At 69.0% G+C, this 20,599-nt stretch carries 18 protein-coding genes; 13 read left to right on the forward strand and 5 right to left on the reverse strand.

The features are described from left to right. Positions 1 to 22: 22 nt before the first annotated feature. The 4 genes from AB3K92_RS31235 to AB3K92_RS31250 all read right to left on the reverse strand — a co-directional run bounded on the left by AB3K92_RS31235 (position 23) and on the right by AB3K92_RS31250 (position 5,556). The gene (locus AB3K92_RS31235; protein WP_175904056.1) at positions 23 to 397 is read right to left on the reverse strand and encodes an immunity 22 family protein; all 375 of its coding nucleotides are present in this window, start codon (positions 395 to 397) and stop codon (positions 23 to 25) included. A gap of 211 nt (positions 398 to 608) precedes the next feature. After that, positions 609 to 1,313, reverse strand: coding sequence for a glutathione binding-like protein (locus AB3K92_RS31240; RefSeq protein WP_059817186.1), 705 nt, complete (start codon positions 1,311 to 1,313; stop codon positions 609 to 611). A 199-nt stretch (positions 1,314 to 1,512) separates the two neighbouring features. Continuing rightward, the gene (locus AB3K92_RS31245) at positions 1,513 to 2,637 is read right to left on the reverse strand and encodes a porin (protein ID WP_060221770.1); all 1,125 of its coding nucleotides are present in this window, start codon (positions 2,635 to 2,637) and stop codon (positions 1,513 to 1,515) included. A gap of 222 nt (positions 2,638 to 2,859) precedes the next feature. Further along, a complete protein-coding gene (locus AB3K92_RS31250) occupies positions 2,860 to 5,556 on the reverse strand; it encodes a LuxR C-terminal-related transcriptional regulator (protein WP_369466524.1) in 2,697 nt (898 codons plus the stop codon). A gap of 242 nt (positions 5,557 to 5,798) precedes the next feature. On the opposite strand from AB3K92_RS31250, the gene AB3K92_RS31255 reads away from it, so the two are divergent. The 12 genes from AB3K92_RS31255 (at position 5,799) to AB3K92_RS31310 (ending at position 17,865) form a co-directional block, all read left to right on the forward strand. After that, positions 5,799 to 6,809, forward strand: coding sequence for a universal stress protein (locus AB3K92_RS31255; protein WP_369466526.1), 1,011 nt, complete (start codon positions 5,799 to 5,801; stop codon positions 6,807 to 6,809). A gap of 18 nt (positions 6,810 to 6,827) precedes the next feature. Beyond that, positions 6,828 to 7,808 carry a quinone oxidoreductase gene (locus AB3K92_RS31260; RefSeq protein ID WP_369466527.1) on the forward strand — a complete coding sequence of 327 codons (981 nt, stop codon included), beginning with the start codon at positions 6,828 to 6,830 and terminating at the stop codon, positions 7,806 to 7,808. Positions 7,809 to 7,818: 10 nt separating this feature from the next. Further along, positions 7,819 to 8,667: a TauD/TfdA dioxygenase family protein gene (locus AB3K92_RS31265; protein ID WP_369466528.1), complete on the forward strand. Its 849-nt coding sequence runs from the start codon at positions 7,819 to 7,821 to the stop codon at positions 8,665 to 8,667. Between the two features lie 118 nt (positions 8,668 to 8,785). Then, entirely contained in the window at positions 8,786 to 9,841 is a 1,056-nt protein-coding gene (locus AB3K92_RS31270; protein ID WP_021159631.1) for a 3-keto-5-aminohexanoate cleavage protein, read from the forward strand. Between the two features lie 171 nt (positions 9,842 to 10,012). Beyond that, the gene (locus AB3K92_RS31275; RefSeq protein WP_369466529.1) at positions 10,013 to 11,377 is read left to right on the forward strand and encodes an MFS transporter; all 1,365 of its coding nucleotides are present in this window, start codon (positions 10,013 to 10,015) and stop codon (positions 11,375 to 11,377) included. Positions 11,378 to 11,393: 16 nt separating this feature from the next. Further along, entirely contained in the window at positions 11,394 to 11,987 is a 594-nt protein-coding gene (locus AB3K92_RS31280; protein WP_369466530.1) for an RBBP9/YdeN family alpha/beta hydrolase, read from the forward strand. Between the two features lie 586 nt (positions 11,988 to 12,573). Continuing rightward, a complete protein-coding gene (locus tag AB3K92_RS31285) occupies positions 12,574 to 13,740 on the forward strand; it encodes an extracellular solute-binding protein (RefSeq protein WP_369466531.1) in 1,167 nt (388 codons plus the stop codon). A 49-nt stretch (positions 13,741 to 13,789) separates the two neighbouring features. Next, on the forward strand, positions 13,790 to 14,866 hold the full coding sequence (locus AB3K92_RS31290) for an ABC transporter ATP-binding protein (RefSeq protein ID WP_369466532.1): 1,077 nt from the start codon (positions 13,790 to 13,792) through the stop codon (positions 14,864 to 14,866). 49 nt (positions 14,867 to 14,915) lie between these two features. Continuing rightward, entirely contained in the window at positions 14,916 to 15,788 is an 873-nt protein-coding gene (locus tag AB3K92_RS31295; RefSeq protein WP_369466533.1) for an ABC transporter permease, read from the forward strand. Next, entirely contained in the window at positions 15,788 to 16,711 is a 924-nt protein-coding gene (locus AB3K92_RS31300; RefSeq protein WP_369466534.1) for an ABC transporter permease, read from the forward strand. Before AB3K92_RS31295 ends, AB3K92_RS31300 begins: the two co-directional genes overlap by 1 nt. Before the next feature lie 123 nt (positions 16,712 to 16,834). After that, entirely contained in the window at positions 16,835 to 17,272 is a 438-nt protein-coding gene (locus tag AB3K92_RS31305; protein WP_021159623.1) for a hypothetical protein, read from the forward strand. A 380-nt stretch (positions 17,273 to 17,652) separates the two neighbouring features. After that, on the forward strand, positions 17,653 to 17,865 hold the full coding sequence (locus AB3K92_RS31310) for a hypothetical protein (RefSeq protein WP_006497261.1): 213 nt from the start codon (positions 17,653 to 17,655) through the stop codon (positions 17,863 to 17,865). A gap of 307 nt (positions 17,866 to 18,172) precedes the next feature. Here AB3K92_RS31310 and AB3K92_RS31315 read toward each other — a convergent pair whose 3' ends face one another. Then, positions 18,173 to 19,138: a D-2-hydroxyacid dehydrogenase gene (locus tag AB3K92_RS31315; RefSeq protein ID WP_124923930.1), complete on the reverse strand. Its 966-nt coding sequence runs from the start codon at positions 19,136 to 19,138 to the stop codon at positions 18,173 to 18,175. A gap of 253 nt (positions 19,139 to 19,391) precedes the next feature. Between AB3K92_RS31315 and AB3K92_RS31320 the strand changes: the two genes are divergently transcribed. After that, a complete protein-coding gene (locus tag AB3K92_RS31320; RefSeq protein ID WP_059488553.1) occupies positions 19,392 to 20,582 on the forward strand; it encodes a CaiB/BaiF CoA-transferase family protein in 1,191 nt (396 codons plus the stop codon). Positions 20,583 to 20,599 lie beyond the last annotated feature (17 nt).

Below are 20,599 nucleotides of genomic sequence, written 5' to 3' on the forward strand. Positions count from 1 at the left end.
GGCGAAACCAAGTTCGAGAAGCTCAAATTGGATACTCGAACATTCCGATGTAGACCAGTTCGAATCCTTCGCCTTGCACTGACCTTGGCGATTTTATCTGTTCGCAATTTATGAAAATCAGCGCGTTCGCATCTCCCAAATTTGCGGCGCGCGCCGCTTCACATAGCGCTTCCGACCATTTGTCCGAGTACGAGTGAGGTGCAAAGAACTCTTCCAGTGAAGTACCCGGCTGTCGCAGCCCTGTTTCCATGAAATCATGGTCACAGAAGAACTCACCCTGAGAGCCGTAGAACTCGGAAACTGGTCGACTTTCATCTTCGCCGTAGTGTTCTGCGAGAAAGCTTGAAAATCGGGAGGCGTCAGTTATCCGGCCAAGATAGAAATGAGAAGCTTCCATTCTATGCATCGTTGGTTGGCTCCCCTTGAGCGCAAAGAAAATTGTATTCCTTCACCTACTGAGCGGCTGCCTCTGGCCGAACACCGCCCGTCTCCCCCAGCATTCCCCGGAAATTCGCAATGCCTCCCGAAAGCCCGCCGCCCAATGCGAGCGTTTCAAGTCCGCAGCCGCGCGGGCCGCACAACGCATAGCGCGCGACCCGCCCAACCGCTCAGCCCCGTGCCGGAATATTGAGCCCACGCGCAACGGCCGGACGCGCAACGAACGCATCGAGCACCCGCTTGACGTTGCGGAATTCACTGAAGCCGACCAGGTCGCCCGCTTCGTAGAAACCCACGAGATTTCGCACCCACGGGAAGATCGCGATGTCGGCGATCGTATAGGCATCGCCCATCACCCACTGGCGGTTCGCGAGACGCGCGTCGAGCACGCCGAGCAGGCGCTTCGACTCGTCGACATAGCGGTCGCGCGGGCGCTTGTCCTCGTAGTCGCGGCCAGCGAACTTATGGAAGAAGCCGACCTGGCCGAACATCGGCCCGATGCCGCCCATCTGGAACATCACCCACTGGATCGTCTCGTAGCGGCCCGCGAGATCCTTCGGGATCAGCTGGCCCGTCTTGTCCGCGAGATAGATCAGGATCGCGCCCGATTCGAACAGCGGCAGCGGCTTGCCGTCGGGGCCGTCCGGATCGATGATCGCCGGGATCTTGTTGTTCGGGTTCAGCGACAGGAACGCGGGCGAGAGCTGGTCGTTCGTGTCGAAGCGCACGAGGTGCGGCTCGTACGGCAGGCCGGTTTCCTCGAGCATGATCGACACCTTGACGCCGTTCGGCGTCGGCAGCGAATAGAGCTGGAGACGGTCGGGATGCTGGGCCGGCCACTTTTGCGTGATCGGGAAGGCGGACAGATCGGGCATGAAGGTTCGCTCGTCGAAGTGAATGACTTGCGCACCGTCCTTGCTGCCGTGCGCCACGGACGGTGGCGCGGCGGCGGGACGGTGCGCGCCGAAAACGCCCACTGTAGCCGATCCCGGCGATCGATGCTGGCGGCGGCCGCGCGCGGCGGTCGCCACGCCACCAATGGCCACCGCACGTCCACCACATGCCCCGCAGCCGTCAAAAATTGTGCCGCAGCCCGACCATCGCGGCCGTCGTGCCGACGCCCGGCGCGACCGGTTGCCCGTACACGAGCATCTGGTCCATCGTGCCGCGGTTGTTCACGTGGCCGACCTGCGCATAGACCGTCGTGCGCTTCGACAGGCTGTAGTCGGCCGCGAGCACGACCGACGTCGACTTGTTGGCCGAGACGTTGCGATCCTTCAGGTAATACACGGCCGAGCTCACCTGAAGGAAAGGCGTGAAGCGATAGCCGATGCCGGCCGACAGCATGTCGAGGTTCACCTTGTCCGCATGCGACGGATTCCGGCCGTTGCCGTACGACGCCGACACCGAGAAATCGCGGATCGTGTATTTCGCGCCGACGTAGACGAAGCGGTTGTTGTCGACGCCGGTCGGCGCGACGCCCGGCGCCGGGTTCGTGTCGTGCCCGTTGTAGTACACGGCCGACGCGTTCAGCCCGTAGTTCGCATACTTGAGCACGACCGATTCGCGCGTGCCGCCCTGGAACTGCCCGGCCACGCCGCCCGGCGCGTATTCGAGCGCGATCGACGCGCCCGCGAACACCGGCGACTGGTAGACGAGCGCATTGCTGTCGTACAGCGCGCCGATCGCGCCGTTGGTGCTCGTCCCGGGCCAGCCGGCCGCCGTGTTCAGGCCGAGCCACGCGGTCAGCACGCTGCCGAAGAACTGCGCGTTGCGCACGTCGGTGTCGGCCATCGCATAGATCATCGGCACGATCTGGCGGCCGGCCGTGAAGGTGCCGAACGGGCCCGACACGCCGAGCGACGCGACCTGGTTGAAGATCGCGACGGCGCCCGGCGTATCGCTCAGCTGCAGCTTGCCGGTGCCGCTGTCGAACGACCCCTGCAGCTTGAAGTTGACCTTGTAGCCGCCGCCGATGTCCTCGCTGCCCTTGATGCCCCAGAAGCTCGAGTAGATGCCGCCGTCCTTCATGCGGAACACCTTGCCCGTATTCGGCGCGGTGGGGCTGAACGACGCCGCCGATGTGCTCTGGTACAGCAGGCCTGTGTCGATCACGCCGTAGAGCGTGACGGAGGATTGCGCGTGCGCGAACGCCGAACAGCCGGCAAGCGCCGCGAGCGCGGCCAGTTTCGTCTTCATGAAGTCTCCAGGGTCGTATTGGACCGGACGGGATCGAGCCCGTCCGGGTGAAGCGGGGAAGCAACGAGGCGGGCGGGAAGACGTGACAGGCGGCGCCCGCGTGAGCCATGCGGAAAGACTACGCAACGGCGGGCGGCCGCTCCCCCCCATGCGCGGGGGGCAGGGTTGCGGAGAATCGCGGGAGGTGGAGGCGGGGGCGCCGTCCGATCGGCGGAACCGGCGTTACGGCGCGCTTTCGAGCAGGCCGAGCACCAGCGCGCGGCGTACCGCATGCTTGCGCGAGCTGGCGTCGAGCTTGCCGAACAGGTTCTTCAGGTGCCACTTCACGGTTTCCTCGCCGACGGCGAGCGCCACCGCGATCTCCTTGTTCGACAGGTTGCGCGCGAGCAGCTCGAGAATCGCGCGCTCCTTCGGCGTCAAGACGACGCTCGGCACCGCGCGTGGGCTGGCCGCGCCGCGCGGGGCGGGCGGCACGATGCGCGGCGGCGGCAGCGCGTGGCGCGCGGGGCCGGCGCCGGCGGCCGCTTCGTCGCCGGCGCGGCGCGCCCAGTCGGCGATGGCCGGATGCGCGTCGGCGAGCGTGCGCGTGAGCCCGAACAGCTCCGCGAGGTTCATCGCCTCGTCGAGCAGCGCGCGGCCGTCGCCCCCGGACTGTTCGCGCGCGAACGCGCCAAGCGCCATGATCTCGATGCGCGCCTGCCCCATGCTCATTTCACGGGCCAGCACCGCCGCTTCGTCGAGCGCCGCGCGCGCGTCGTCCCAGCGGCGCGCGGCCAGCGCCGCACCCGCATGCGCGCTCGCCTGCAGCAGCACGACCGGGCGCCGCCACAACGGGCCGTGCGACGGAAACTCGGCGGCCGCGATCGCATCGATCCGCTCGACGAGCGCATGGCAGGTCGCCTCGCGATAACGCGCCGCGTGAATACGCACCTGTTCGGCGAGGCTCGCGACTGACAGGCGCGGCAGGCGGCGCGCGACGCCCATCGCATCGAGCGCTTCGAGCAGGTCGATCGCGCGGTGCTCGACGCCGCGCAGTAGCGCGATGCGCGCGGCGGTGCGATAGCCGAGCAGCACGGTATCGGGCGTGCCCGCGTGTTCGAGCACGTCGAGCCGGTTCGCGAGCAACGCGGCGGCCTGGTCGACGCGGTCGGCCTCGTACGCGAGCGCCGCGCACATCGCCGCGAGCATGCAGGTGAGCGGATGGCGGCGCCCGAGATTGGCTTCCGCGCGTGCCAGCGCCGGCGACAGCGTGTCGTCGGCCAGCCGGACCTGGCCTTCGCGCAGGTAGCTCAGGCCCGTGATCAGCTCGCCCCAGCGCGCGACGTAGCCGAACCCGGCCGCCGTCTCGCCGCGTGGCGCGGCGTGCTGGAAGCGGCGCGCCTGCGCCGGTTCGCCGACGATGATCGCGCGCGCCGACAGCCGGTTCGCGTGCATTTGCGCGAGCCACGTGGCCGCCGGCGGCGTGAAGTCGGCCCACGGTTCGAACAGCTCGACGAAACGGTCGATTTCGTCGGCGTAATACGCGGCCGCGCTGAGGATCAGCGCGCATTCGTAGCGCATCGCCGCGGGCGTGCCGGTGTCGGCGAGGATGCCCGCGATCTGGCGCTGCGCCTCGACGTGGCGCTCGCCGAGCGCCAGTGCCCACGCGACCGCGATGCGCAGCGTCGGGCGCTTGTCGAGCTCCGCGTCGGGCAGCAGCGCGAGCCAGTCGAGCACGTCGTTGATGCGGCCCTGCTTGATCGCATCCTCGAGGCAGCGCTGCGCGAGCCCGTACGCCACCTCGAACTGGCCCGCCGCATACGCGTGGCGCGCGGCTTCCTCGGTCATCCCGTGCGCATCGAGCCAGGCGGCCGCACGCGCATGCAATGCGTTGCGCCCGGCGTCCGCGGCCAGGCGGTCGCGCAGCGTGTCGCGCACGAGAGGATGCAGGCGGCACCAGTCCGAATCGTCCGACGCGATGAACAGCGGCGTGTCGCGGGCGAGCCGCGCGAGACGGCCGGGCGCGTCCGCGTCGTCGAGCAGCGCGGCGCACAGCGACGGATGCAGGCGATCGGCGACGCTCGTGCGGATCAGGAACGCCGTGTCGTCGGCCGACAGGTTCGCGAGCAGCAGCTCGACGAGGCGGTCGCGCGTGCCGTCCACGCGGGCGGCGAGCGCGTCGACCGCCTGGCGCGGATCGGCCGAGCGCGCCATCGCGGCCATCGCGAGCTGCAGGCCGAGCGGCCAGCCGTCGACGCGTTCGAACAGCCGCGCGCACGCGTCGGCGTCGACCCGCTGCGCAAAACGCGCGCCGACCAGCGCGATCGTCTCGTCGAGCGTGAAGCGCAGCCAGTCGGGGCCCGCGAGCGTGCATTGCCCGCCGGCGAGCAGGTCGCCGGCCGTGTGGTCGAGGCCGCGCCGCGCGGCGACGACGACATGCAGGTTTTGCGGCGCATTGTGCAGCACGTAGGTCAGCGCCTCGAGGCCGGCCGGCGGCAACCGCTCCGCATCGTCGACGATCAGGAGCGCGTCGATCGACAGCTGCGCGACCTCGGCCAGCCAGGCGGTCACGCCCTCGAGCGCACGCGCCGCGTCGGCCGCGCCGGGCGGGATCAGGCGCCCGAAGCCGGGCCGGGCGCAACCGGTCCGCACCGCCTGCACGAGGCCCTGCAGCAACCGGGGCGCATCGTCGCGCTCGTCGGCCGACAGCCATACGACCGCGCGGCCAAGCGCGAGGGTCTCGCGACGCCATTGCGCGAGCAGCGACGTCTTGCCGTAACCGGCCGGCGCCTGCACGAGCGTGACCGGCCGGCCGTCGAAAGCGGGCGACGCGAGGCTCAGCCGCGCGCGGGCCAGCAACTGCGCCGGCACGCGCGGCGCGGTCGTCTTCAGGACCAGTTCGGTGGGAGGCGCGTCGGCGCGAGCGGGTGGGTGGGCCATCGGGGCAGCAGTGGGAATCCGGCGGTGCCGTGCGGGCCAGCGTCCGGGGTGGGTGTGGGGGGAAGGATCGGCCGAACCGCGTTCGCGCGTCAATCCCCCCCGCGACGAGTGGGGCCGTACCGGCACCGCGTCGATAGCATGGGTTCCGATTCACGACGAACGCAACGAGGAGAGGGCCATGAACATCGTATCGACAGGCACGCGGCGCAACGCGTCGCTCGCCGGATAAACGGAGCGGCACGATGTACCGCCATCTGCTCGTGACGGTCGACGGCGCGCCCGGCGGCATCGACGCGATCGGCCATGCGCTCGAACTGGCGCGCGCGGTCGGCGCCCGGGTCACGTTCCTGCTGGCCGGCGCCGCGCCGGCCTCGCGTTTATCCGGAGCGCGGCTGCCGGAACACGGTGCGAAAGTGGAAGCCGCCGCGCGGGCGCAGGGTTTGTCCCATGTGATCGCGGGGGCCGGCCATCCGGGGGCCGGCCTTCCGGGGGCCGGCGACGCGGCACCTGCCGCGCTGGCGGCCGAACTCGGCTGCGACCTGATCGGCGTTGCGGCGCTGCCGCACGACGCCGATGCGGCGGCCTGCGCGCAGCGGCGGCACCTGCTCGCGACGAGCGGTGTACCGGTGCTCGTGTGCACGTCGCGGCGCACGCCGGCCGAGGCGCGCGTGATTGCGCGTTGCCTGGATGCGCATCGCGCGGTCGGCGAGTTGCTGCATGCGCTGATGGCGTTCGGCGTGGACGCGGATGTGGACGTGGATGCACAGCAGCAGCGGCAAGCGAGAGACGCGCAGCGTGGCCTGATGGCGATCGACGCACACGCGGACGTACCGCTGCGCCGCGCGGCCGACGCGCAGCGTGCGCTGGCATCGCTCGCCGCGTTGCAGCGCGCCCGTGTCGGCACGGCCGCCGAAGCGCAGCTCTTCGCGGCATTGCGCGTGCGCGCGGAGTGCGTCGCGGCCGAACTGGACGAACTCGACCGCCAGCGGCAGCGCGATGCGCAAGCGCTCGATGCGCTCGAGCGAATCGCCGCGGACGGCCTGCCGTCGGCCGCATTCGACGCGGCGCTCGCCCGTTATGCGCACGGCGCGTTCGAGCAGATGGGGCGGATGGAAGGCGTGATTTTCCCGGCCGCGCGACGCTACCTGGGCGACGCGGACTGGGCCGGACTGGACGACCCGCTGGCGGACGGCGCAGCCGCGACGCCGCCGGGCATGAACGAACCCGACGATGCGCGGCGCGCATCCGACTGACAACATACGGAGAACACGATGGCACATGCAGTGCGATTCCACGAAACCGGCGGCCCCGACGTGCTGCGCTGGGAAGCAGTCGACGTCGGCGATCCGGGCGCCGGCCAGGTGCGCCTGCGGCACGAGGCCGTCGGACTGAATTTCGCCGACACGTATTTCCGCAGCGGCCTGTATCCGGTGCCGCTGCCGGCCGGGATCGGCGTCGAGGCGGCCGGCGTGGTCGACGCCGTCGGCCCGGGTGTGACGAACGTCGCCGTCGGCGACCGCGTGACCTACACGGGCTTCCTGAACACGCTCGGCGCGTACAGCACCGAGCGGCTGATCCCCGCCGCGCCGCTCGTGCGGCTGCCGGCCGGCATTTCGTGCGAAACGGCCGCGGCGATGACGATGCGCGGCCTGACGTCGGCCTACCTGCTGCGCCGTATCCACGCGTTCGCGCCGGGCGACACGATCCTGCTGCACGCGGCCGCCGGCGGCGTCGGGCTGATCGTGTCGCAATGGGCGAAGCTGCTCGGGCTCACGGTGATCGGCACGGTTTCCAGCGAGCACAAGGCCGCGATCGCCCGCGCGCACGGCTGCGACCATACGATCGACTACAGCCGCGAGGACGTCGCGAAACGCGTGCGCGAGCTGACGGACGGCGCGGGCGTCGACGTCGTGTTCGACAGTGTCGGCAAGGACACCTTCGAAGGCTCGCTCGATTCGCTGAAGCGGCGCGGGCTGATGGTGTGCGTCGGCACCGCGTCGGGCCCGATCCCGCCGTTCGATCCGCAGCGCCTCGCGATGAAGGGCTCGCTGTACCTGACGCGCCCGGCGCTGGCCGACTACATCGCCGATCCGGCCGAGAAGAACGAGCTGGCCGGCGAACTGTTCGCGCACGTCGCGGCCGGCCGCATCAGGATCGAAATCAACCAGCGCTACGCGCTGCAGGATGCCGCGCAGGCGCACCGCGATCTCGAATCGCGCAAGACGACCGGTTCGTCGGTGTTCATCGTCTGAGGAGACGCGCATGCGAGTCGAACCCCTGACCTGCGCGCTGGGCGCGGAACTGCTGGACGTGAGCCTCGCCGACGCCGTGCACGACGACGGCCTGTTCGCCGAGATCCGCGCGCAGCTGCTGCGGCATCGCGTGCTGTTCCTGCGTGACCAGGACATCACGCGCGCCGAGCACGTCGCGTTCGCGCGGCGCTTCGGCGAGCTCGAGGATCATCCGGTCGCCGGCAGCGACCCGGAACACCCGGGGCTCGTGCGGATCTACAAGTCGCCCGACCAGCCGAACGACCGCTACGAGAATGCGTGGCACAGCGATGCGAGCTGGCGCGTGGCGCCGCCGTTCGGCTGCGTGCTGCGCTGCATCGACGGTCCGCCGGTTGGCGGCGACACGATGTGGGCGAACATGGTGCTCGCCTACGAGCGCCTGCCGCACCACGTGAAGCAGCAGATCGACGACCTGCGCGCGCGCCACAGCATCGAGGCGAGCTTCGGTGCGGCGATGCCGATCGACAAGCGCCTCGCGCTGAAGGCGCAGTACCCGGACGCCGAGCATCCGGTCGTGCGCACGCACCCCGAAACCGGCGAGAAGGTGCTGTACGTGAACGCGTTCACCACGCATTTCACGAACTACCACACGCCCGCGCGCGTGCGGGTCGGGCAGGACGCGAATCCCGGCGCGGGCCAGCTGCTGCAATACCTGATCAGCCAGGCATACATCCCCGAATACCAGGTGCGCTGGCGCTGGAAGAAGAACAGCGTCGCGATCTGGGACAACCGCAGCACGCAGCATTACGCGGTCATGGACTACCCGCCGTGCGTGCGCCGGATGGAGCGCGCGGGCATCGTCGGCGACGTGCCGTTCTGAGCGCGCTCGCACCCTAACCGATTCGCCACCCCGAACAACGCGCCGGGCCCGCCGCCCGGCGCGGCGGGATACGCGCGCCCGTACGCCTGCACAAAAACGATTTCCACTGGAGGACGACATGCAATTTCTCGACGATTCGCTGCACCCGGAAAACCAGGACAAGGTAGTCATCACGGTCGCGCCGTATGGCCCCGAATGGATGCCCGCCGATTTTCCGGAAGACATTCCGGTGACGATGGACGAGCACGTGCAGAAGGCCGTCGACTGCTACAACGCGGGCGCGACGGTGCTGCACCTGCATGTGCGCGAACTCGACGGCAAGGGCAGCAAGCGGCTGTCGAAGTTCAACGAGCTGCTCGGCCGGCTGCGCGAGGCGGTGCCCGACATGATCCTGCAGGTGGGCGGCTCGATCTCGTTCGCGCCGGAAGGCGACGGCGCGGAAGCGAAATGGCTGTCCGACGACACGCGCCACATGCTCGCCGAGCTGACGCCGAAGCCCGACCAGGTGACGGTCGCGATCAACACCGTGCAGATGAACATCACCGAGCTGATGAACCGCAAGGACATCGCCGGCACGTCGCTGAACGAAGCCGCGCTGTGGGACGCGTACCGCGAGATGACCGTGCCGGCCGGCCCCGGCTGGGTCGACGAGCACCTGCGCCGCCTCCAGGCGGCCGGCATCCAGCCGCATTTCCAGCTCACCGGCATGCATGCGCTGGAAACGCTCGAACGGATCATCCGCCGCGGCGTCTATCGCGGCCCGCTGAACGTCACGTGGGTCGGCATCGGCGGCGGCTTCGACGGCCCGAATCCGTACAACTTCATGGAATTCGTGCGGCGCTGCCCGGACGGCGCATGCATCACGCTCGAATCCCTGATGAAGAACGTGCTGCCGATCAACACGGTCGCGATGGCGCTGGGCCTGCATCCGCGCTGCGGGATCGAGGACACGATCATCGACCAGAAGGGCAACCGGATGACCTCGGTGCAGCAGGTCGAACAGTGCGCACGGATCGCGCGCGAGCTCGGCCGCGACATCGCGACCGGCAAGGAAGCGAAGGCGATCTACCGGATCGGCGTGCAGTACGACGGCATCGACGAGACCCTCGCGCAGCTCGGGATGGCGCCGAACCGCCGGCCGGGCCAGCCGAACGTGCCGCTGCGGGCCGCCTGACGCGCCGCGCATCCGCGCATCCGGGCCCGCGGCCATGGCGGCCGCGGCCCGCCGATCGTTGTGGCGTGGCACCCATCCCCGCGCGTGATGCGGGGGCGGACTCCGGTCAACGGAGCGGGGCCACGCAAGCCGCGCCGGAGCACGACCGCTCCGGTGCCGGAGGAGACACGCATGCTGATCCATCATGTCGAGCCGTCGATCCAGGACGTCGCCGCCGCCGGCCGGCGCGCGCCCGCCTATGCGTGGCTCGTGTTCGGGCTGACCGTCGGCCTGCTGCTGTCGGACTACATGTCGCGGCAGGTGCTCAACGCCGTGTTCCCGCTGCTCAAGCAAGCATGGGCGCTGTCGGACACGCAGCTCGGTTCGCTCTCCGGCGTCGTCGCGCTGCTGGTCGGGCTGCTGACGTTTCCGCTGTCGGTGCTCGCCGACCGCTTCGGGCGCGTGCGCAGCATCGTGCTGATGGCCGCGCTGTGGAGCGTCGCGACGCTCGGCTGCGCGCTGTCGACTCATTACACGGAGATGCTCGTCGCGCGCGGCCTCGTCGGGCTCGGTGAAGCCGCGTACGGCAGCGTCGGCGTCGCGCTGATCCTCAGCATCTTCCCGGCGCGGCTGCGCGCGACGCTGACCGGCGCGTTCATGGCCGGCGGCGCATTCGGCTCCGTGTTCGGCATGGCGCTCGGCGGGCTCGTCGGCGCGCATCTCGGCTGGCGCTGGTCGTTCGGCGTGATGGCCGCGCTCGGCATCGTGCTGCTCGTCGCGTATCGCTGCGTCGTGACCGAACGGCGGCTCGCCGCATATCGCTCTGAATTCGGCACCGAATGCGGCGCCGAATGCGGCACCGAACCCTGCCGGCGCGACACCGACACGCCGCGCGACCTGCGCGGCAGCGTGCGCGTGCTGATGTCGGGGCTGTTCGCGTCGCGTTCGGTGATCTGCGCGTATCTCGGCAGCGGGCTGCACCTGTTCGTGCCGGGCGCGCTGTTCGCATGGCTGCCGAGCTACCTGAACCGCTACTACGCGATGGCGCCCGACCGCGCGGCCGTGCTCGCCGCCGGCTTCGTGCTGCTCGCGGGTATCGGGATGGTCGGCTGCGGGATCGTCACCGACCGCGTCGGCAAAACCGACGGCAAGCGCAAGTGGCTGACCGCGATCGCGTATTGCGTGCTGACCGGCGTCTGCCTCGCGGTCGCGTTCCGGCTGCCGCCCGGGCCGCTGCAGCTCGCGCTGATCTGCGCGGGAATGCTGGTCGGCGCGGGCGCGTCCGGTGCGTCGGGCGCGATGGTCGCGAACCTGACGCCGGCCGCGATCCACGCATCGGCGTTCGCGACGCTCACGCTCGCCAACAACCTGCTCGGCATGGCGCCGGGCCCGCTGCTGACGGGGTGGGCCGCCGATCGCGCCGGCCTCGTCGGCGCACTCCAATGGATTCCCGTCGTGCCGCTCATGGCCGCCGTGCTGTTCGCGATCGGACGCGCGAGCTATGTGGCCGACCTCGCGCGCGTCGAACGCGAACGGCGCGCGTCCAGACTTTCCTGAACGCTTCGGAGGCTGCATGACCCTGACGACCGCACCCACCATCCTGATCGTGCCCGGCTTGCGCGATCACGTCGAAGACCACTGGCAGACGCACCTCGAACGACGCCTGCCGAACGCACGCGCCGTCGCGCCGCTCGAAGCCGACAAGCTGAGCCGCGCCGCACGCGTCGCGGCGCTCGATGCGGCGCTGGCCGCGATCGACGGCCCCGTGATCCTCGTCGCGCACAGCGCGGGGGTGATGATTGCCGTGCACTGGGCGCGGCAGGCCACGCGCAAGATCCACGGCGCGCTGCTCGCGGCGCCGGCCGATCTCGATACGCCGATGCCCGCCGGTTATCCGGCGCCCGACGCGATCGACGCGCACGGCTGGACGCCGGTACCGACCGGGCGGCTGCCGTTTCCGAGCATCGTCGCCGCGAGCCGCAACGATCCGCTCGCGCGCTTCGATCGCATCGAAACGCTGGCGGCAGGGTGGGGCAGCAGGCTCATCGATCTCGGCGAAGTGGGGCACCTGAATCCGGCGTCGGGGTATGGCGAGTGGCGCGATGCGGAACGGTTGATCGGCGAGGTGATGGCGTTGGGTGAAGGCGATTCAGCCTTGAGGAATTGATATTCGGGCATGGTTTGCCGTCCTCGGGCCGTTTTCGTCCATTCATCGGGCGCCATGACTGGCAGCGACGCGACCGCTCCATCCGATTGACGGACAAGCGGCCGATCGCTGTCATTTTTTGCGGAATGCCGTCACGGATCCCAAACGAAAGGTGCTGTACGGCGTTGCGTTGAAACCCGCACGATCATCCGTCCTACCCACGAGGCCAAGGCTTCGACCGAAGCCGAGGAGGACGACGTCCCGCGCGGCGCGAAAAATCATTTCCGGCCACCGGGACGTGTTGATCGCGCTGAAGAACCGCTGATTTGCCGGGCCTGCCGAACGCTGACGGCACCGATCCAGTCGGGGCCAGTTGAATCCACTTCGCCGGGATTGCCCCAGCAGAGATATGACGTCGCAAGACGACTGGGCATCCAGCCGCGATCCCGGCCCATCTTGCCGGGTAATCAAACTGGCACTCACCGGAAGGTGTTTGTCAGGGAAAGTCCCGCCCCGGCCACCTCGGTTTTTTGTTGACCGACATCGTATAACACCGTCATGATTTCCTGAAAAGAAAGGTCCCATCCACCGACCGAAGTGAGGAGACATGAACGCCACCACGATCGCTCGCCGTGTCCGCCGGATCGCACTCGCCGTGAGCTTCACGCTGTCGGCCTCGGCAGCCGTTGCCGCCCCCGTATCGCTGAACATCGTCGATGTCGCGGGCAACCTGCAGCTCACGCAGAAGGCCATCGAAGCCTTCAGGGACAAGAACCCGACCGTCGTGTCGAGCGTCACGTTCACGAACGCGCCGGCGCCGCAGCTGCCGGGCAAGATCAAGGCGATGCAGGCGGCGGGGCGCGCCGACATCGACCTCGTGCTGACGGGCACCGACGCGCTGGCCGCCGGCATCGAGCAGAACCTGTGGCTGAAGGTGCTGCCCGACAACGCGGGCGCATTCCCCGGCGTGCTCGACCGGTACGCACCCGGCCCGCGCAAGATGCAGGACCTCGCACAGGGCTTCGGCCTCGAAGTCACCTACATGCCGGCCGGCCCGCTGCTCGAATACAACCCGGCGAAGGTCAGCGACCCGCCGAAGACGCCCGACCAGTTGCTCGCGTGGTGCAAGGCGCACCCGAACAAGCTGATCTACGCGCGCCCGGCGAACTCGGGCCCCGGCCGCACGTTCCTGATGGGGCTGCCGTACGTGCTCGGCGACAAGAACCCGCAGGACCCGATCAACGGCTGGGACAAGACCTGGGCGTTCCTGAAGCAGCTCAACGACTGCGTCCCGTACTACCCGGGCGGCACGTCGGCGGTGATGAAGGAGCTCGGCGAAGGCACGCGCGACATGACCGTGACCGTCACCGGCTGGGACCTCAACCCGCGTGCGCTCGGCATCGTGCCGGCCGAGTTCCGGGTCCAGGCGTTCGACAACATGACGTGGGTCAACGATGCGCACTACATGGTGATCCCGAAGGGCGTGCCGAAGGACAAGCTCGACGTGCTGTTCAAGCTGATGAACTTCCTGCTCGAACCGGCGCAGCAGGCGATGACCTACGACGACGGTTACTTCTATCCGGGCCCGGCGGTGAAGGGCGTGACGCTCGAGATGGCGCCCGCGCACAGCCAGGAAGTGATCCGCAAGTTCGGCCGCCCGGAATACGCGAAGCTGCTGGCGGATCGCCCGCACGTGCAGCCGCTCAGCGCGCAGGCGATGGTCGCCGCGTTCCAGAAGTGGGACCGCGAGATCGGTTCGCAGAAGTCGAAGTGACGCATGGGCCGGCGGGCGCCGCGGCGCCCGCGTCGATGGAGTTCGCGCAATGAAGCAGAGTTTCGAACGGCTGCGGCTCGATGGCGTCAGCCGCAGCTTCACCAATGCGGAAGGTGCGCAGGTCGCCGCGCTGAACGGGCTCGACCTCGAGATCCGGCGCGGCGAGTTCATCGCGCTGCTCGGCCCGTCGGGCTGCGGCAAGTCGACCGCGCTGAACTGCATCGCGGGGCTGCAGCCGCTCACGAGCGGCGGCATCTGGCTCGACGACACGCGCATCGACGTGCTGCCCCCCGAGCGCCGCGGCTTCGGGATGGTGTTCCAGAACTACGCGCTGTTTCCGCACCTGTCAGTGCTCGACAACGTCGGTTTCGGCCTCAAGATGCGCGGCGTGCCGAAGCAGGAAACGCGGCGGCGCGCACAACAGGCGCTCGAACTCGTGCAGCTCGTCGGCCACGAGGGTAAGCTGCCCGGGCAGCTGTCGGGCGGGCAGCAGCAGCGCGTCGCGATCGCACGCGCGATCGTCATCGAGCCGCCGCTCGTGCTGATGGACGAACCGCTGTCGAACCTCGACACGAAGCTGCGCATCGAGATGCGCGCCGAGATCCGCCGCATCCACACGCAGCTCGAACGCGCGACGATCTACGTGACGCACGATCAGGACGAGGCGCTGTCGATGGCCGACCGCATCGTCGTGATGAAGGAGGGCGTCGTACAGCAGGTCGCGACACCGAAGGACGTCTACACGCGCCCGCACAACCTGCACGTCGCGCGTTTCATGGGTTATCGCAACGTGCTGCCGTTCACGCTCGACGGGATGGCCGGCGGCCACGTAAACGTCAGCGCCGCAGGCGTGCAGCTCACGGGCGTGCCGATGGCCGGCTTCGACGCGAAGGACGTCGCGGTCGCGCTGCGTCCCGACGACATCGAGCGCGCGGCAGACGGCGCCGACAACGCGTTCGACGCGACCGTCGAAACGGTCGAATACGGCGGCCGCGATTCGCTGATCCGTGCGGCCACGCCGTTCGGCCCGATCTGGGCGCGCGTGGCCGGAGAATTCGCGGAAGGCGAGCATTTGCGGTTATGTGTTGCGCCGTCGCGCACGCTCGTCTATGCGGGAGACGCGTGATGAACGGCCGCCGCATCGCGCGCACCGCAACGCGCCACCGGGAGGCCGCGTGAGCACGCTCCCTGCCGGCGGCACACCGCGCGACGCGAAAGCCTGGCTCGTCACACCCGCACTCGCGTTCATCGTCGCGCTGTTCATCTATCCGTTCGCCTACGGTCTCGTGCTGTCGTTCCAGCCGATGAACGGCGGCGGCGCGCTCGCGAACTACGTGCAGTTCTTCACCGACACCGCGATGTGGCCCACGGTGCTCGTCACGCTGAAGCTGGCGGTGCCGGCGGCGCTGCTCAACGTCGGCGTCGCGGTGCCCGTCGCATTCGCGCTGCGCCGCAATTCGCCTTACCAGAAGTTCGTCACGACGCTGCTCGTGATTCCCGTCACGCTCGGCACGGTGCTCGTCGCCGACGGGATGCTCACGTATTTCGGGCCGAACGGCTGGTTCCCGCAGGCGTTGCAGGGGCTGCACCTGTACACCGACGAAGTGCGCCTCACGCACAACTACTGGGGCGTGCTGCTGTCGCTGATCGTGTCGGGCTTTCCGTTCGCATTCCTGCTGATGCTCTCGTACATCAGCGGCATCGACCCGACACTCGCTCGTGCGGCGGCGACGCTCGGCGCGAACCCGTGGCAGCAGTTCCGGCGAATCTACCTGCCGCTGCTCGTGCCGGGGCTCACGATGGCCGCGTGCCTGTCGTTCGTGCAGGCGTTCTCGGTGTTCCCGTCGGCCGTGCTGCTCGGCGCGCCGGCCGGGCCCACGCGCGTGATCTCGATCGCGGCGGCGGAAGCGGCGTTCGAGAGCTACGACTATTCGCTCGCGTCGGCGATCGCGATCGTGATGGGTTTCGTGCAGCTGCTGGTGGTCGCGTCGATGCTCGGCGCGCGCCGCTTCTTCTATACCGGCGCGGTGACGGGGGGCAAGGGCTGATGGCGACCGACAATCATGCCGCCCGCGCGTGGCCGCCGAAGCACGATGCGCCCGATGCGCGGCCCGCCGACGCGAGGAAACCGCGGAAGATGGCGGGCCATCTCGCCGGCCGCGCGTGGCACGCGCTCGTCGGGGCGCTGATGGCGTTCTTCCTGCTGAACGTGATGCTGCTGATCGCGACCGTCGCGGTGAACTCGATCGCGACACGCTGGTTCGGCACGCCGCTGCCGCAGGGTTTCACGCTGCACTGGTACGCGAAGGCGTGGGCGGACTTCCAGCTCGCGAGCGTGCTGTGGGTGACCGTCGAGGTCGTTGGCGCGGTCGTGCTGCTGTCGATCGCGCTCGGCGTGCCGGCCGCCTATGCGCTCGCGCGCGTGCAGTTTCGCGGCAAGCGCTTCGCGCTGCTGGTGTTCCTGCTGCCGCTGATGGTGCCGCCCGTCACGTACGGGATCCCGATGGCCACCGTGATGTACAAGGTCGGGCTCGCGGGCACGCTGCCCGGCGTGATCCTCGCGAACCTCGTGCCGGCGCTGCCGTTCGTGATCCTCGTGATGACGCCGTTCATCGAGCAGATCGATCCGAATCTCGAAGCCGCCGCGCGCATCTTCGGTGCAAACACGTGGCGTTATTTCCGCCATGTGCTGCTGCCGCTGCTCGTGCCCGGCATGCTCGCGGCGGGGCTGCTCGTGCTAGTGCGCACGATCGGGATGTTCGAGCTGACCTTCTTCACCGCGGGGCCGAGCACGCAGACACTCGTCGTCGCGCTGTATTACGCGGTGTTCTCGACCGGCGTGCGCGCGCCGCAGTCGATCGACGCGATGGCGATGATCTACATGGCCATCACGCTCGTATGGGTGGTCATCGCGCTGCAGTTCGTGAGCCCAACGCAGCTCGTGAGCCGCGTGAAGCAGGAGCGGCAGTAGGGGCGTCAGCAGGCGCGGGCGAAGCGGAGGACGATCGCGCCCGTGCAATTGGTTACAAATGGATACCGCGCACGATACGCGGACGTTGCAGACTACGCGGCGTTCACCCGATAACGGATATCCATGAAGTTCCAGACGCTGCTGACACTCGCCGGTGCATCGACCCTCCTTGCCGCCTGCAACCTGCTCCACGACGGCCCCGGCTCGGGCGACGTCGATGCCGCCGTGCGCCGCGCGCTCGAGGCGGAAAACCACGGCGGGCTGAACGCGCTGTTCGGCCAGCCGCTGCCCGTCTCGGCCGATGTCGTGTCGGCGAAGCCCGACGGCGACTGCAAGAAGGTCGGCGATCGCACCTACTCGTGCGACGTCGTGGTCACGTGGCGCAATACCGACTACAAGCCGTCGCGCGCGAACCTGACGTTCGTGAAGGCCGCTGACGGCTCGTGGCAGACGTCCGGCGTCGACGCGGCGATCGTGACGGGCACCGCGAAATCGCTGGTCGACCAGATCGGCAAGGCATGGCCCGGCAACGCGGCAAGCGGCGCGTCGGCACCGCAGTGACGCAGTGACCTGCGAGGGCAACAAGCGGGGCGTTTCCCTCCGGTAATACGCGGCCTGTCGCGCCCGAACGCCGCGCCACGCCTTCCACCGACTTCACGCCACCGACCGATTGCCCGCAAGCGCATCGCCGGATGCACCGGGGCTGGCGCACCGCGACCGGGCTGGCGGCCGGACACGGTTGCCGGCAGCGCCAATACGGCGCGAACCCCGCAACCGGTCGACCCATCCTGTTCGATCGACACTCAGGCGCGGACTGGCAGGAAAAAAGGGCGAGAGCATCGCGTCCGCGCGTGACCGAATGCATCCTCGGTATGCGGGCCGACTTATAGGGAAAACCCTTATTTCGAGATATAATCACGGCCTAAGTGATAGGTCGAACCATGCCTGAACGTTTCCAAACCCTTGAAAAATTTGTGTTTTCCCTCGTCGTGATGTCCGCGGTCGTGTGCTCGGCATTCCTCGCGTACGAGCGTCATCCCGAGATCAAGATCGCGCTGCACGAAGGCGAAGCGCTGATGCGCGAGAGCGCCAAGTATTCGGTCATCTGCTCGCCGTCCAAGGTCGATCCTTGCGTCGAGATGTCCGCTTACTGAAACGCGCGCATTCGGGTCGGGATCAGCGCGTCGGGTGGTGCGCCGCAGCCAAAGCCGGCGAGATCCAGTGCGCGGCCCGACCAGCGTCAGGCCGGCCCTGCAGCATCGGCGGCCCGAGTTCCCTGACGTAGCGCTCGTCAGGCATTCAGAAACCCGCTGCAAGACAGCGCGGATGCATGAACCCGATGCACAAACCCGCTACGTGCCGGGTCACCGGCGTAAGCAACTCCCGATCCAAAGCCCCGCTTCGAGCAATCGAGCGGGGCTTTTCTCGTAGAGCCGTCGAAACGATCCCCGCGGCTGCGCATCACACGACATGCGTCGGAGCGCCCTCGACGAACGCGGCGACATTGTCGACGAGCTGATCGGCGAGCGCCTGCATCGCCTCGTCGCTCGCCCACGCGACGTGCGGCGTCAGGATGAAGGCCGGATGCGACAGGATCGCGTGGAACGGATGCGCGGCCGGCAGCGGCTCCTGCGTGACCACGTCGAACCCGGCGCCCGCGATCTGCCCCGACTGCAACGCGTCGACGAGCGCGTTTTCATCCACGAGCCCGCCGCGCGCGGTATTGATCAGCAACGGCCGGCGTGCCATCCGCGCGAACGCGGCCGCGTCGATCAGGTGTCGCGTCGCCGGCGTGAGAGGACAGTGCAGCGTGATCACGTCGCTGTCCCGAAGCAGCGTGTCGAGCGGCGCGTAGTCGTCCCCCGACGCATCGCCGTGCGCGGCGAACCGTACCCGCATGTCGAGCGCGCGCGCGATGCCGGCCACCGCGCGCCCGAGCACGCCGTCGCCGACGATCCCGAGCGTCGAGCCGGTCAGGTCGCGAATCGGATGATCGAAGAAGCAGAACTGCCCGCTGTCGAGCCAGCGCCCCGCGCGCACCGCGTCGCGGTACGCGACGAGGCTGCGGCGCAGCGCGAAGATCAGCGCGAACGTGTGCTCGGGCACCGTGCGGACCGCATACCCGCGAATGTTGCTCACGACGATGCCGTGCGCGGCACACGCGTCGAGATCGACGATGTCGGTGCCCGTCGCGGCGATCGCGATCATCCGCAGGCGCCGCGCGTCGGCAAGCGCCGCTGCGTCGAGCCGCACCTTGTTGGTCACGACGATGTCCGCGTCGCCGATGCGTGCAGCGACTTCGTGCGCGGCCGTCCGCTCGAACGAGCGCAACACGTACGGAAACGGGAACGGCTTCAGCACGGTTTGCGGCGACAGCGTCGCGCGGTCGAGGAACACGATCGTCGCGGGAGAGGAAACGGAAAACATGGCGGGCCTCGCTGGCAGGCGCCCGGGGCGGGCGCGGAACGGGTTCGATTCTGCCGGCGGCACGCGGGCCGTCGTTTGACCGTTGCGCGAGTGCGCTTTCCCGGATGGAAAGGCTGGCGCACCGCATTTGTGAACGGACGCGGCGCACGCCTTTCCGTTTCGGAAAGGCTGGTTGAGCATCGATCGATTTTCGCCGGACGGGAACGCCGTCATGATCGCCGTCATCGACAACACGCTTTCATCGGAGACAACCATGACACGGCCCCTCGACGGCATCCGCGTGCTGGAACTCGGACAACTGATCGCCGGCCCGTTCGCGGGCCGGATGCTCGCCGAATTCGGTGCGGACGTGCTCAAGGTCGAGCCGCCCGCGCTCGGCGACCCGCTGCGCAAATGGCGGCTGCTGCACGACGGCACGTCGGTCTGGTGGGCCGCGCAGTCGCGCAACAAGCGCTCGCTGACGCTCGACCTGCGCACGCCCGAAGGGCAGGACGTGGTACGCCGCCTCGTCGCGGAAACCGACGTGCTGATCGAGAACTTCCGGCCGGGCACGCTCGAGGGCTGGGGGCTCGGCTGGGACGCGCTGTCCGCGATCAACCCGGGGCTCGTGATGCTGCGCGTGTCGGGCTTCGGCCAGACGGGCCCGTACCGCGACCGGCCCGGCTTCGGCGTGATCGCCGAGGCGATGGGCGGCCTGCGGCACCTGACCGGCGAGCCGGGCCGCACGCCGGTGCGCGTCGGCATCTCGCTCGGCGATTCGCTGTCGGCGCTGCACGGCGTGATCGGCGTGCTGCTCGCGCTGCGGCATCGCGAGCAGCAGGGCGGCAAGGGGCAGGTCGTCGATGTCGCGCTGTACGAGTCGGTATTCAACATGATGGAAAGCCTGCTGCCCGAATACTCGGCGTTCGGTGCCGTGCGCGAGGCGGCCGGCAGCAGCCTGCCCGGCATCGCGCCGACCAACGCATATCGCTGCCGCGACGGCCGGTATGCACTGATCGCCGGGAACGGCGACAGCATCTTCCGGCGCCTGATGGAGTTGATCGGCCGGCCCGATCTCGGCAACGATCCCGCGCTCGCGCACAACGACGGGCGCGTCGCGCAGGTCGAACGCATCGACGCGGCGATCGGCGCGTGGAGCGCGCGGCACGATCTCGACGCGGTGCTGGCCGCATTGAACGACGCGCGCATCCCGTCCGGGCGCATCTACGACGTGGCCGACATCGCCGCCGATCCGCATTACCGCGCGCGCGACATGCTCGTCGATGCCGCGCTGCCCGACGGCACGCCCGTGCTCGTGCCCGGCATCGTGCCGAAGCTCGGTGCGACGCCCGGGCGCATCGAGCGCCCGGCGCCCGCGCTGGGCGCGGATACCGACGCGGTACTCGAAACGCTCGGCATCGATGCGGCGACGCGCGGCGACTGGCGCACGCGCGGCGTGATCTGAACCCGAACCAGGAGACG

The sequence above is a fragment of the Burkholderia sp. Bmkn7 genome, from assembly GCF_041103175.1.
Classification (GTDB): domain Bacteria; phylum Pseudomonadota; class Gammaproteobacteria; order Burkholderiales; family Burkholderiaceae; genus Burkholderia; species Burkholderia cepacia.